This window comes from Amycolatopsis sp. NPDC051106 (genome assembly GCF_040682775.1).
GTDB lineage: Bacteria > Actinomycetota > Actinomycetes > Mycobacteriales > Pseudonocardiaceae > Amycolatopsis.
In genome coordinates this window covers 1-13,464 of the sequence record NZ_JBFBBQ010000016.1, presented here as the reverse complement: position 1 = coordinate 13,464, position 13,464 = coordinate 1, and the positions used below count along the sequence as shown (strand labels likewise).

General features: G+C 70.9%; 12 protein-coding genes. 7 read left to right on the top strand and 5 right to left on the bottom strand.

The genetic code is table 11. The annotated features are described in order from the left end of the window. Positions 1-19: 19 nt before the first annotated feature. The 4 genes from AB0M83_RS15120 (at position 20) to AB0M83_RS15105 (ending at position 5,337) form a co-directional block, all read left to right on the top strand. A complete protein-coding gene (locus AB0M83_RS15120; protein ID WP_364517242.1) occupies positions 20-1,009 on the top strand; it encodes a hypothetical protein in 990 nt (329 codons plus the stop codon). A 73-nt stretch (positions 1,010-1,082) separates the two neighbouring features. Further along, on the top strand, positions 1,083-1,520 hold the full coding sequence (locus tag AB0M83_RS15115) for a MarR family transcriptional regulator (protein WP_364366709.1): 438 nt from the start codon (positions 1,083-1,085) through the stop codon (positions 1,518-1,520). Between the two features lie 65 nt (positions 1,521-1,585). Further along, a complete protein-coding gene (locus AB0M83_RS15110; protein WP_364517240.1) occupies positions 1,586-2,896 on the top strand; it encodes an MFS transporter in 1,311 nt (436 codons plus the stop codon). A gap of 134 nt (positions 2,897-3,030) precedes the next feature. Next, entirely contained in the window at positions 3,031-5,337 is a 2,307-nt protein-coding gene (locus tag AB0M83_RS15105) for an FdhF/YdeP family oxidoreductase (protein ID WP_364517238.1), read from the top strand. 1 nt (position 5,338) lies between these two features. Here the strand turns inward: AB0M83_RS15105 and AB0M83_RS15100 are convergent, their stop codons facing one another. From AB0M83_RS15100 to AB0M83_RS15085, 4 genes are all read right to left on the bottom strand, one after another. Beyond that, positions 5,339-5,914, bottom strand: a complete 576-nt coding sequence (locus AB0M83_RS15100; RefSeq protein WP_364517236.1) for a hypothetical protein — start codon at positions 5,912-5,914, stop codon at positions 5,339-5,341. A gap of 300 nt (positions 5,915-6,214) precedes the next feature. After that, the gene (locus tag AB0M83_RS15095; protein ID WP_364517234.1) at positions 6,215-7,621 is read right to left on the bottom strand and encodes an LCP family protein; all 1,407 of its coding nucleotides are present in this window, start codon (positions 7,619-7,621) and stop codon (positions 6,215-6,217) included. A gap of 63 nt (positions 7,622-7,684) precedes the next feature. Beyond that, a complete protein-coding gene (locus AB0M83_RS15090) occupies positions 7,685-7,810 on the bottom strand; it encodes a hypothetical protein (protein WP_364517232.1) in 126 nt (41 codons plus the stop codon). Next, a complete protein-coding gene (locus AB0M83_RS15085) occupies positions 7,810-9,165 on the bottom strand; it encodes an OFA family MFS transporter (protein WP_364517230.1) in 1,356 nt (451 codons plus the stop codon). The genes AB0M83_RS15090 and AB0M83_RS15085 overlap by 1 nt, the downstream gene beginning before the upstream one ends. 103 nt (positions 9,166-9,268) lie before the next feature. Between AB0M83_RS15085 and fdhD the strand changes: the two genes are divergently transcribed. Further along, entirely contained in the window at positions 9,269-10,093 is an 825-nt protein-coding gene (gene fdhD / locus AB0M83_RS15080; RefSeq protein WP_364517228.1) for a formate dehydrogenase accessory sulfurtransferase FdhD, read from the top strand. On the opposite strand, the gene AB0M83_RS15075 is transcribed toward fdhD, so the two are convergent. After that, on the bottom strand, positions 10,090-11,529 hold the full coding sequence (locus AB0M83_RS15075) for a carotenoid oxygenase family protein (RefSeq protein WP_364517226.1): 1,440 nt from the start codon (positions 11,527-11,529) through the stop codon (positions 10,090-10,092). The genes fdhD and AB0M83_RS15075 overlap by 4 nt on opposite strands. A gap of 73 nt (positions 11,530-11,602) precedes the next feature. Between AB0M83_RS15075 and AB0M83_RS15070 the strand changes: the two genes are divergently transcribed. Together AB0M83_RS15070 and AB0M83_RS15065 are read left to right on the top strand one after the other, a co-directional pair. After that, the gene (locus AB0M83_RS15070; protein WP_364517224.1) at positions 11,603-12,310 is read left to right on the top strand and encodes a TetR/AcrR family transcriptional regulator; all 708 of its coding nucleotides are present in this window, start codon (positions 11,603-11,605) and stop codon (positions 12,308-12,310) included. Positions 12,311-12,496: 186 nt separating this feature from the next. Then, the gene (locus AB0M83_RS15065; protein WP_364517447.1) at positions 12,497-13,363 is read left to right on the top strand and encodes an alpha/beta hydrolase-fold protein; all 867 of its coding nucleotides are present in this window, start codon (positions 12,497-12,499) and stop codon (positions 13,361-13,363) included. Positions 13,364-13,464: the final 101 nt, after the last annotated feature.

Sequence of the window (13,464 nt, the reverse complement as noted above, 5' to 3'; positions counted from 1 at the left end):
CGACTGGGGGGAAACGCACGTGGACGACGACCTGCTCGACTCGCACCCGGACCTGATGGACCCGGAGTGGCGCAAGCACGCGCGGACCGACGCCTGGCTGGGCGCCAAGAAGGACCGCAAACAGCTCCGCAAGCAACGCAAGCGCGGTGCCCGGAAACCGCACCGCCGCTGGTGGATACTCGGCGTGCTGGTGGCGATCCTCGCCGTGACGACGACGGCGATCGTGCTCGTCGGCCGCCGGCCCGCCCAGAACGCGGCGCCGAACCCCACGCGGGTCCCGCAGTACGCCCGGGTCGATCTCGCCCGGCCGTACGCGAACACCCCCGCGGACACCTGGCCGAAGGGCCTCGACGGCATCACCGCGCCCGCCGCGGCCGCGATCGGCGGCTTCAAGGCCGACGCGGTCGCGGACGCCTACGCGAAGGTCCGGCAGGTCATCGCGGTGGCGAGGCTGGACCCCGCCGTGCTCTACCAGCACGACCCGAAGGCCTACCTGGCCCTGTTCGCCATGGACGCCCGCGCGACCATCAGCGGCGACCTCGGGCGGAAGCCGTCGAAGGACGGCCAGGCGGACGTGTCGACCTACCTCACCGAGATCGCCGACGGCCACCACCTGCTCGACCAGGGGCCGCGGTCGTTCGGCAGCCTCACCGCGCGAGCAGGGGAACGGCCCGGTGAACTGATCGTCGACGCGAAGTTCTCCCTCGCCTACGCCTTCGACGCCGCGCAGCCGGAACAGCTGAGCAGCCCGGGCCAGATCGTCAGCTTCCTGCGGGCCGACGAAAGCTACGTGATCCGCCGCAACACCGGCTTCCCCCACGGCGACGGCTTGTGGCCCTACAGCGGCTCCAGCGCGTACTCGTCCGTCGGCTGCGCCGCCGCCCGGGAAGGCTTCCTGGCTCCCGGCTACGCCAATCCGCCGTCCGGCCCGTCGACGGGCGACGACCAGGACGCGCCCGGCTACTACGACCCGAAGTACCCGGTGCCGACCCTCGACGGCTGCCACTGACCCGTCTGCGCTTCCGGCAGGGAGTGCGTCACATCCAAATGCACAGTCTGGACTGTACAGTTAACCTGTGTGTATGGGCGAAGTACCCGCACACGTAGCCGAGAGCGCCGGCTGGATCCGCGCGGTCGTCGGGCAACTGCACCGCCGGCTGCGCCAGGTCGACAACGCCGGGATCCTCACGCCGTCGCAGTCCGCCGTACTCAACCGGCTCCACCGCGACGGCCCCGCCACCCAGGGCGAGCTCGCGGCCGCCGAACACGTCCGGCAGCAGTCGATGGCCGCCACCCTCGGCGTCCTCGACGAGCTCGGCTACCTCGCCCGCACGCCCGATCCGGCCGACCGGCGCCGCGTGGTGATCAGCCTTTCCGAGGCCGGCTCCGACACCGTGCGCGGCATCCTGCAGCACCGCGACGAGTGGCTGGCCCAGGCGCTGGTGGACGCACTGTCCCCCGCCGAGCTCGACGCCGTCACGCGCGCGCTGCCGCTGCTGCAGCGCGTCGCCCAGCACTGAAGGGACTTCTCACGAGCACCGTCACCGCCCCCGCGAAGTTCGGCACCCGCCTGGTCACCCCGCTGGTGGCCGGCGCGGTGCTCAACCCGATCAACTCCACTCTCATCGCCGTCGCGCTCGTGCCGATCGGGCAGAGCTTCGGCGCCGGCCCCGGTCAGACGGCCTGGCTGATCTCGGCGCTCTACCTGGCCACCGCGGTCGGGCAGCCGGTGGTCGGGCTGCTGGTGGACCGCTACGGCGCGCGCCGTGTCCTGCTCGGCGGGGCGGCGCTGGTGATCATCGCGGGGATCGCGGGCATGATCCCGCTTTCGGTCGGCTGGCTGACCGGCGTGCGGGTCGTCCTGGGTCTCGGCACGTGCGCCGGTTTCCCCGCCGCGATGGCCGTGCTGCGCCACCACGCGGAAGCGAGCGGCCAGGGCGTGCCCGCGCGCGTGCTCGCCGTGCTGTCGATGTCCGCGCAGACGGTGATGGTGATCGGCCCGACGCTCGGCGGGCTGCTGATCGGCCTCTTCGGCTGGCCGGCGATCTTCGCCGTGAACATCCCGCTCGCCGGGCTGTCGCTGGTGCTGGCATGGGCGTGGGTGCCGAAGGACGACCGCGGCGAGCGCACGGCGAAGCCGATCGACGTCCTGGGCATCGCGCTGTTCTCCGCGACCCTGCTCGCGCTCCTGTTCTTCCTGATGGACCCGGGTACCGAACCCTGGCTGCTCGCCGTCGTCGCGGCTTTCGGCGTCGCGTTCGCGCTGGTCGAACTGCGCCGCGACGACCCGTTCCTCGACCTGCGGACGCTGGCGGCCAACCGCGCGATCCTGCGGACCTACCTGCGGCAGGCCCTGAGCTTCATGGCCATCTACGCGATCATGTTCGGCTACGTGCAGTGGCTGGAGACCGCGCGGCAGCTGTCCGAGGAGGCGGCCGGGCTGATGCTGCTGCCGATGTCGGGCACGGCGGTCTGCGCGGCGGCGTTCTCGGGGCGCGGCTCCGGGATCCGCGCGCGGCTCGTCACGGTCGCCGTCGCGCTGGCCGGCGGTTCCGCGCTGCTGCTGCTCGTCCACAACGGCACGTGGACCGGCGCGCTGCTGGCGCTGGCCGCGTTGTTCGGCCTGGCCCAGGGTCTGACGAGCGTCGCGAACCAGACGACGTTGTACCGCGAGGCGCCGGCCGAGCAGATGGGCACGGCGAGCGGGTTGTTCCGCACGGCCCAGTACCTCGGCGCGATCGTGGCGTCGACGCTGATCGCGCTCTGCTACGGATCGCACGCCGACTCGGCGGGGCTGCACCGGCTGGCGATCGCGCTGGTCGTGATCAGCGTCGCCCTGCTCGCGGTCACCCTCTTCGACCGCGGGCTGCGCGCCGCGAAGGTGAAGTCCGCGTGAGGCGATGCATCTTTCCTGGGGAAAGTGACGCGCCGGCGGGGTGAGGGACGCATCTTTCCCGGAGAAAGTGGCGCGCCGGCGATGTGACCCACCCCCTGTTCGCGGATGTGGTCATCGAGGCGCACGATGAACACATGACCCGTGAAGCGCCGGCGCAGGACGTGGACGAGACCCGCCTCGAGGTGGGGAAGCCGAAGGGCTGGGCGGCGGGGATACCCGGCGTCGCCGTGTCGCTCGCGCGCAGCGTCGAGCAGATGGGCACCGGCCGGACGATCAAGGCACTGCGGCTGCTGAACCAGCGCGAGGGCTTCGACTGCCCCGGCTGCGCGTGGCCGGAGCCCCGCGAGGTCGACGGCGAGAAGCGCAAGCTGGCCGAGTTCTGCGAGAACGGCGCCAAGGCCGTCGCCGAGGAGGCCACGAAACGCCGCGTGGATCGCGCGTTCTTCGCCGCCCACCCGATCGGCGAGCTCCGGGGCAAGACCGACTACTGGCTCGGCCAGCAGGGCCGCGTCACCGAGCCGTTCGTGCTGCGCGAAGGCGCGACGCACTACGAACCGATCTCCTGGGACGACGCGTTCGAGCTCGTCGCCGGTGAGCTGAAGGCGCTGACCGATCCCAACGAGGCGATCTTCTACACCTCGGGCCGCACCAGCAACGAGGCCGCGTTCCTCTACCAGCTGCTGGTGCGCTTGTTCGGCACCAACAACCTGCCGGACTGCTCCAACATGTGCCACGAGTCCTCCGGCGCGGCGCTGGCCGCCACCACCGGCATCGGCAAGGGTTCGGTGAGCCTGGCGGACATCCACCAGGCCGATCTGATCGTCGTCGTGGGGCAGAACCCCGGCACCAACCACCCGCGGATGCTCTCGGCCCTCGAAGAGGCCAAGGGGAACGGCGCGCGGATCATCGCCGTGAACCCGCTGCCCGAGGCCGGGCTGATGCGGTTCAAGAACCCGCAGAACGTCCGCGGCGTCGTCGGCAAGGGCACGCCGCTGGCCGACGAGTTCGCCCAGATCCGCCTCGGCGGCGACCTCGCGCTGTTCCAGGCCGTCGGGCACCTGCTGCTGGCCTGGGACGAGGAAGCGCCGGGCGCGATCGTCGACCGCGACTTCGTGAACCGCTCGACCGACGGCTTCGACGACTACGCGAAGCACCTGCGCGAGATCGACTGGCCCGAGGTCGAACGCGCCACCGGGCTGCCGCGCGAGCAGATCGAGCGCGTCGCGCGGATGATCGCCTCCTCCGAGCGCACGATCTACTGCTGGGCGATGGGCCTGACCCAGCACAAGCACGCCGTGCCGACGATCTCGGAGATCGCGAACCTGGCGCTGATGCGCGGGATGATCGGCAAGCCGGGCGCGGGCCTGTGCCCGGTGCGCGGGCACTCGAACGTCCAGGGCGACCGGACGATGGGCATCTGGGAGAAGATGCCGCAGTCCTTCATGGACGCCCTGGCCGGCGAGTTCGGCATCGAGGTGCCGCGCGAGCACGGCTTCGACACCGTCGACGCGATCCGGGCGATGCGCGACGGCCGCGGCAAGGTCTTCTTCGCCGTCGGCGGCAACTTCGCCTCCGCCACCCCGGACACCGAGGCGACCGAGAAGGCGCTCGAGTCGTGCTCGCTCACCGTGCACGTCTCGACGAAGCTGAACCGCTCCCACGTCGTCCACGGCCGCACCGCCCTGATCCTGCCGACGCTCGGGCGCACCGAACGCGACGTCCAGGCGAGCGGCGAGCAGTTCGTCACGGTCGAGGACTCGATGTCGCAGGTGCACACCTCGCGCGGGCGGCTCAAGCCGGCGAGCGAGCACCTGCTCTCGGAGGTCGCCATCGTCTGCCGGCTGGCCGGGGCGCTGTTCGGTGCCGGGCACGCCGTGCCGTGGCGGACGTTCGAGACCGACTACGACCTGGTCCGCGACCGCATCGCCCGGGTCGTGCCGGGCTGCCAGGACTACAACCGCCGCGTCCGCGAGCCGGACGGGTTCGTGCTGCCGCACGCGCCGCGCGACTCCCGCGAGTTCACCGGCACCGCCAACGGCAAGGGCAACTTCACCGTGTCGGAGCTGGAGTACCCGCAGGTGCCCGAGGGCCGGCTGCTGCTGCAGACGATGCGCAGCCACGACCAGTACAACACCACGATCTACGGGCTGTCCGACCGCTACCGCGGCATCGAGAACGCCCGCCGGGTCGTCCTGGTGAACCCGGACGACCTCGCGGCGCTCGGCCTGGCCGACGGCTCGATGGTCGACCTGGTCTCGGAATGGCGGGACGGCGACCGCCGCGCGCCGTCCTTCCGCGTGGTCTCCTACCCGACGGCCCGCGGGTGCGCGGCGGCGTACTTCCCGGAAGCCAACGCCCTGGTACCGCTGGACTCGGTGGCGGAGAAGTCGAACACACCGGTGTCGAAGGCGATCGTGGTGCGGCTCGAGCCCCGCCCCTGATTCAGCCCTGGTACTCGCGCTCCAGGGTGGTGGTCATGTCGGTGACCACGGCCTGGACGTTGTCGAGGGTCGCCGGCGGGATCAGCGCGGCCTCCGTGCCGCCGTCGGCGATGGCCAGGCTGAGCACGACGTTCCCGGAGCGCACGGCGGCCCACTGCTCGGAGAAACCGGACTCGTCGCCGACGCCGGTCGCGAGCCGGACACCCGAGTGGTCACCGAGCGCGTCGGTCATCAGCTGGGTGGCCTTGGCGGCGGCGTCTTCGTGGTCGGCGGTGGTGAACCGCACGACGGCGATCGTGACGAGCCGGTAGTCCTGCAGGTTGGGCTTCCCGCCGCCGAGGTCGCGGGCGAACAGACGCTTGCAGCTGGTGAGGTCGTTGTCCTCAGTGGAGCGGTCCTGGGGGACGACCTTGGCGTCGGCGGTCTTCACCGAATCGGCCGGGATCTCGACGGTGCCGGGGGCGAGCCGGTCGCGCGCGTTCGCGGCGGGCAGCTTGCACGCGTCGATCTTGTCGGGGTAGTGCGCCGAAGCGGACGCCGACTGGCACCCGGCGCACAGAAGAGCGGAAGCGAGCACCGAAAGGAGCCACCCCCCGCGGGCAACGCGGTAGCGCATAGGGTCCGGACTTTCCTTATTTCCTGAAATTGACTTTCCGGAACGCCACCGGTCCGGTGATCTTTTCCGGTCCGCCGCGAGGTAGTGCCGCCGACGGTCCCCGCACACTGCCTCACCAGGGAGGCAGCGTCAAGACCACTCACCCTCGTGGTCCGCCGTGGTCCGGTCGGCGGAAAACGACCTTGCGGTACTTCGCGGAAATTCCTCGCGCAATTTCGCGGAACCCGGCGGAAAAGCCGGACATTCGACAGCCGGGCGCTGTCAATTCACGCAGACGACCCCGTCCGAGGTGATCGGCTCGTCGCCGGCGGCCGGGGCGCTCCCGCCCCCGGTCGCTCCGGGACCGGAGTAGACCGATCCGAGCACCACTTCGATGTGACCCGCCGGCACCGCCGCCGACTCCTGCGTCGCCAGCCCGCCCAGCAGCTTCGCGACCTCCGCGCCGCGCTGCGCGAGGCCGGCGCCGAAGCGGACCAGCGACGTCCGCCGCGAGGCGGTGTTCCCGGTGTCGCCCTTGGCGAACCCGTGCTCCCCCAGGAACCCGGCCACGCGGGTCGCGAGGCCTTCCTTCGGGCCGGCGTTGCTGACGTCGACGGTGACCGGGGCGGCGGCCGGCGTCTTCGGCGCGGCGGACCCGATCAGGGCCGCGGCGAAGGCCTTCACCTCGGCCGGGTCGACCTGCACGGCCGTGGCCCGCGGGTTCTGCGGGTCGTAGCGGTAGTCGCGGTTGCCGACCGGGATCGTCTCGAACCGGATCCCGCCACCGTTAATCCCGCGCAGCTGCGCGACGAAGTCGAGCAGGTTCCAGCCGTCGTCGAGCACGACCGAGCGCTTGACGGCGTCGATGAGGTCCGACAGCTTCCCCGGGTCGCCCAGCGTCCCCGCCGACAGCACCTGCCGGGCCAGCCCGGCGAGGAACACCTGCTGGCGCCGGACGCGGTCGAAGTCGGTGTTCTTGAGGCCGTCGCGCTGCCGGACGAAGGCGAGCGCGTCCGCACCCGAGATCCGCTGCGGCCCGGCGGGGAAGTTCGCGCCGGAGTTCTTGTCCTCGGTGGCTTCGTTCAGGCAGACGTCGACGCCGCCGACGGCCTTGCTGATCTCGTAGAAGCTGAGCAGGTTGACCTCGGCGAAGTGGTCGATCTTCACGCCGGTGAGGTCCTCGACGGCCTGCCGCGTCCCGCGCCGCCCGGCGGTGAGAGCGGCCTTGGTGATCTTGGCCTTGTCGGTCTCCCCCGCGTCGCGCAGCCGCTTTCCCTCGGCCGCCTTCGCCCGCCCGAACGCGGCGTTGATCTTGCCCTTCCCGCCGGGCATGGACACGTAGCTGTCGCGCGGGATGGAGAACGCTTTCACGTCCTTCGTGCCGTTCGGGATCCGCAGGACGATGAGGGTGTCGGTGAGGTCGTCGCCGTTGGCGCCGGCTCGCAGCTCGCGCAGGATGTCCGGCGGAAGCGGTTTTTCCTGCTGGTCGGTCCGCGAGTCCCGCCCGACGAACAAGATGTCGAGCGAACCGTCGGCGGGCTGCTCACCCGGCGCGGTGCCGCCGTCGGCGTCGATGACGCTGTCGCGCGTGACGTCGTCGAGGGCGCGGAGGTTCTCGTAGCCGTAAGCCGTCCCGCACAGGACGGCGAAGGACAGCCCGGCGACGGCGATCTTCCCCAGTAGGTGCACGCCCTACCGACGCCGCCGGGCCGCCTTCTGCTGCACGGGTGACTCAGCTCACAAGCCGTGAAGCTAGCCGAAGAGCTGGACCAGCTTCAGGAACAGCTGGTAGACGCCGTAGGCGAAGGGCAGCACGACCCATGCCCAGGCCAGCACGATCAGCGGGACCCGGTTTGGCTTCGTGGACGGCTCGCTCATCACGCCTCACTCTTCGCGGTCGCGCCTGAGGTGACGGGCTCGTGGAACTTCTCCTTCACCGGCCGCACCAGCTCGTTGGCCACGAAGCCGACCACGAGCAGGCCGATCATGATGTAGAAGGACGTCGCGTAGAGGTCCGGGCCGGACTTGCCCGCCGACTTCTCGCTGTCGGCGATCCGGTTGACGATCAGCGGGCCGAGCACCCCGGCGACCGACCACGCGGTGAGCAGCCGGCCGTGGATCGCGCCGACCTGGTAGGTGCCGAAGAGGTCCTTCAGGTACGCCGGGACGGTCGCGAACCCGCCGCCGTAGAAGGACAGGATCACCATCGCGCACAGGATGAACACGAGTTTCGACGAGTTCTCCGTCAGCGCGATCACCAGGTACAGCACCGCGCCCACGCCGAGGTAGGTGCGGTAGATGTTCTTGCGGCCGACCAGGTCCGAAGTGGACGACCAGACGAACCGGCCCAGCATGTTGCACAGCGAGAGCAGCGCGACGAAGCCCGCCGCCGCGGCCGCGCCGACCGGGGTCGACGTGTTCTTGAAGAAGTCCTGGATCATCGGCGACGCCTTCTCCAGGATGCCGATGCCCGCTGTGACGTTGAAGCACAGAACGACCCACAGGCACCAGAACTGCGGCGTCTTGATCGCGTTGGCGGCCGAGACGTTGGCGGTGCTGATCATCGCCTTGCCGTGGTCGGTCTTCGGTTGCCAGCCGGCCGGCTTCCAGTCGTCGGCCGGCACGCGCACGAGCAGCCAGCCCATCGACATGAACGCCGCGTAGACGAGGCCGTGCACGAGGAACGCCGTCGCGATCGTGCCGGTGGTCGGCGAGGTGCCGAGCATCGACGACGACCACGGCGAGGCGATCAGCGCGCCGCCGCCGAAGCCCATGATCGCGATGCCGGTCGCCATGCCCGGCCGGTCCGGGAACCACTTGATGAGCGTGGACACCGGCGAGATGTAGCCGATGCCGAGCCCGACGCCGCCGATCCCGCCGTAGCCGAGGACGACCAGCCAGAACTGGCCGGTCGCGACGCCGAGGGCGGAGATGAGGAACCCGCTCGCGAAGCAGCACATCGAGACGAACATCGCCCAGCGCGGGCCGTTCTTCTCGACGAGCGTGCCGCCGAACGCCGCGGACAGGCCGAGCATGACGATGCCGAGCTGGAACGGCAGCGAGCTCTGCGTGCCGTTCAGGTCCATCGTCTTCTCGAGCGGGGTCTTGAACACGCTCCACGCGTAGGCCTGCCCGATCGACAGGTGTACCGAAAGGGCCGCCGGCGGCACCAGCCAGCGCGTCCAGCCTGGGGGTGCCACGATCCGGGAACGGTCCAGGAAGCCGAGAGCCATCGGATCCCTCCGTAGAGTGGGGATGATGGAGGGAATGTATTACTAAATACCCGGTGTTGCACCATCCGGGTGTCGAACTTTCCGGCGAAGAAGGGTGTGGGTCATGGGCAGGGTGACCGTGCGCAGGCCGGTGCGGAAGATCTCCGCGGCCGGCGACCGCCGCCGCCTCGACGCGCTCGCCGCCGAAGAACCCCTGGAGCTGCGGGTCGGCGGCAAGGCGCTGGCCGTCACGATGCGCACGCCGGGGCACGACGTCGAGCTGGCCCACGGCTTCCTGCTGTCCGAAGGGGTGATCGGCGGCCGCGAGGACATCTCGGTCGCCCGCTACTGCGACGGCGTCGACGACGAGGGCCGCAACACCTACAACGTGCTGGACATCGCGCTGGCGCCCGGGGTGCCGCCGCCGGACACCGGGGTCGAGCGCAACTTCTACACCACCTCTTCGTGTGGCGTCTGCGGCAAGGCCGCGCTCGACGCGGTCAAGCTCAAGACCCGCTTCTCCCCGGCCGAAGCGCCCTTCGCGGTGAAGAGCGAGACGCTGGCCGGCCTGCCGGACGCGCTGCGCGCCCGGCAGAAGGTGTTCGCCAGCACCGGCGGCCTGCACGCGGCGGGACTGTTCACCCCGGACGGTGAGCTCGCCGTCGTCCGCGAGGACGTCGGCCGGCACAACGCGGTCGACAAGGTCCTCGGCTGGGCCGTCCTCGACGGCCGGATCCCCGCCCCCGGGCACGGCCTGCTCGTGTCCGGGCGCGCCTCGTTCGAGCTGGTGCAGAAGGCCGCGATGGCCGGGATCGGGCTGCTGGCCGCGGTGTCGGCGCCGTCATCGCTGGCGGTCGAGCTGGCCGAGGAGAACGGCATGACGCTGATCGGCTTCCTGCGCGGCGACTCGATGAACCTCTACACCGGCGACCACCGCGTGCTCACCTAGACCGTCTCGACCCAGTTGCCGTGGAAGCCGTTGGGCACGCGGTCGGGCAGGTGGATCGCCGCGACCGTCTCCAGCGTGCCCGCGTCGAGCAGCGTGAGGTCGCTGCGCTGGTTCGCCGGGTCGAAGACGAAGCCCATCAGGACGCCGTCGTCCTCCGCCGCGTCCTCGCGGGACGGGACGAAGACGAACTCGCCCGGCTGCCGGCCGGCACCGAACGCTCGCTCCTGCTTCGAGCCGGTCTGGAAGTCGTGCTTGAACAGCGAGCCGGCGGGGTCCGCTCCGCCGTCGGCCGCCATCGAGTAGCCGTAGCGGTGGCGACGGCCGACGAGGCGCTCGTCCACGCGCGGGAACTCCTGGCCGCGGTCGTCGAGCCGCTCCTCCAGGACCTTGCCCGCGGTCAGGTCGACGGTCCAGCGGTCCAAGGTCGGGCCGCCCTCGTCCGGGCCGTGCAGCTCGGTGTCGAACATCTTCGGGTGGCGGACTACGTCGAGCACGATGCTGTCGCCGTCGTCGTAGGCGTTGAGCGGGTGGAAGACGTAGCAGGGTTCGACCTCGAACCACCGGACGTCGCCGTTGCCGCCTTCGCGCGGCATGACACCGATCCGCGCGGGGTACTTCGGGTCCCAGCGGTACGGCAGGCCGCCGTTCGCGCCGATCTTGCGCGCCATCATCGCCGTCACCGGGTCCGGCACGCGGACCTTGCCGACCATGGCCGAGAGCACGAGCTTCGCCGGCGTCCGCAGCGCGCCCGGCACGTTCGCGGCGACCGCCATCTCCGCGTTGAACGTCACCGGCAGGTCGTAGAACACGACGTGCTTTTCGGTCAGCGAGAAGTCGTGCATCATCGGCGACCCGGTGACCTCGACGTCGACGGTCCGGCGCGCGCGGCCGTGCACGTCGATCACCGAGTACTGGACCTTGTGGCCCATGCCGAAGAAGTACGACACGGCGTGCAGCTCGCCGGTGCGCGGGTCGCGCTTGGGGTGGGCGGTGTAGCCGCCGGGGAGCGTGCCGTCGAAGTCGCAGCGGCCGACGGTGTCGAGCTCGTCGGTCAGCTCGTAGACCGGCGCGCCCGCCTCGATCAGCGCGAGGGTCTTGCCGGCGTGGCCGATCACGTTGGTGTTGGCGCCCAGCGCGTCCAGCCCGCAGAAGCGGCTCGCGTCCTCGCCGTTCAGCGTCGCCGCCACGGCCGGGTTGCGCACCCACCGGTTGCGGTACCACTCGGCCTTCCCGTCGCGCAGGCGCACGCCGTGGACCATGCCGTCGCCCATGAACCAGTGGTAGGCCGCCGGGTCCACTTCGGACAGCGGGTTGGGCCCGTTGCGCAGGTAGCGGCCGTCGAGGAACCCGGGGATCGCACCCGTGACGGCCAGTTCGGTGATCGTGTGCTCCCGGCTCACCGGGGCGAAGTTTCCTTCGAGGAACTTGGTGCCCATGACTGACCCCTCCGAGGCTGCTATAACGCGGTTATGACTCCATTTATAACAGGGTTATGAGATACTGGCAAGCATGAGCCCGAAACCGCGCGCGAACGACGTCAAGGAGCGGCTCGTCGAGGCCGCCATCCGGCTGCTCGCCGAGGGCGGCCCCGAAGCCCTGCAGGCCCGCAAGCTGGCGGCGGAGGTCGGCGTCTCGACGATGGCCGTGTACACGCACTTCGGGGGCATGGCCGCGCTGGTCGACGAGGTCGCGCGCACGGGGTTCCGGAAGCTCAGCGCGTGGCTGGCCGAGGTCGCCGAAACCGACGACCCGGTGGCGGACATCTTCGGCCTGGCCCGGACCTACCGGCAGGCGGTCGCCGAGCAGCCGCAGCTGTTCGCGGTGACGTTCGGCCAGTCCGCGCCGGGCGGCAAGCGGGCGACGCTGTCCGACCTGACCACCGAAGAGGGCCGCGAAGCCGCCCAGGAGGGCCTGGAGGCGTTCGAGCACATCGTCCGGGCGACCGAGCGGGCCATCGAGGCGGGCCGGTTCCGGCCCGCCGACAAGTACCAGGCGGCCGCCCAGCTGTGGAGCGCGCTGCACGGCTTCGTCACGCTCGAGGCGTCCGGGCACTTCGGCGCCGGTGAGCAGGGCATCGACCACATTTTGATACCCCTGGGGATCACCCTGGCGGTGGGTCTCGGGGACACTGTGGAGCGGGCGGAACACTCGACCGAGGCCGCGAAGGCGGTTTGGCGGGCGAGAACCGGAAACGCCGGGCAGGGTGGGAACGACTAACCCGGCGAACGACGGACGCGGGGGAACGCGGAGTGGGTGCGCGGCGTCCTAGGAGCAGCAGGCGGGGGACGGAGACAGGTGAACGAGGAAAACGGGGATCCCAGGGAGCACGGCGAAGCCGAGCCCCGGATCCCGGCGGGGGCGGCGGCCGTCCGCGACGCGCGGCGGTGGCTCAGCCGCCGCTCGATGCTGATCGCGGGGGCGTCCGGGCTGGCCGTGGGCGGCCTGGCCCTCGGCACGGCGACCGGCAAGCTGCCGTTCAGCCAGGCCCTGCAGCGGACGCTGGGCGTGACGTCGTCGAACCCGACGACCCAGCTGGGCAGCACCCGCGTCGAGCGCGTCTACTCCCAGGCCCGCGGCCGGATGGTCGACCTGGTCTTCATCCTGCCGTCGAAGACCCCGCCGAAGGGGCTGCCGATGTCGCTGATGCTGCACGGCCTGCACGGCAACGCCCGCAGCGCGGCCCCGACCGGCACGCTCAAGCAGCTCTCCAGCGACGTCGCGCGCAAGGCGGTCCCGGCGTTCGGCTTCGTCGCCGTCGACGGCGGCGACAACTACTGGCACCAGGTCCACCCGGGCGACGACCCGATGGCGATGCTGCTGGAGGAGGTCCCGCAGTGGCTCCGGGCCCGCGGCTTCGCCGGCGAGACCGGGCAGCCGTTCGCCTGCACCGGCGTCTCCATGGGCGGGTTCGGCGCGCTGGTGTACACGCGTCGCCGGGTCGAGCGGCGCCAGCCACCGGCCGCGGTCGCGACGCTGGCCCCCGCGCTCATCCTGTCGTGGCAGGAGATGGCCAAGCGGCACATCTTCACGGGCCTGAACGACTGGACCGCGCTGGACCCTCTGAAGCACATCGACGAGACGAAGAGCGTCGCCAACGGCATCTGGTGCGGCACCGAGGACTCGTTCATCACGGGCGTCCGCCGCTACATCGAGGCGGCCCACCCGGCGGTCGCCCACACGGCCCACGGCAAGCACGGCGACCCGTTCAACCGGACGGTGGTCCCGAGCGTGATCAGCTTCCTCGGCAAGCACGTCCCCCGCAAGGACTGACCCGGAGGGTCGGCTCACGTACCCAGAAGGTCGTCTCGCGTACCCAGAAGGTCGGCTCGCGTACCCAGAGAGTCGGCTCGTGAGCCGACCCTCCAGGTACG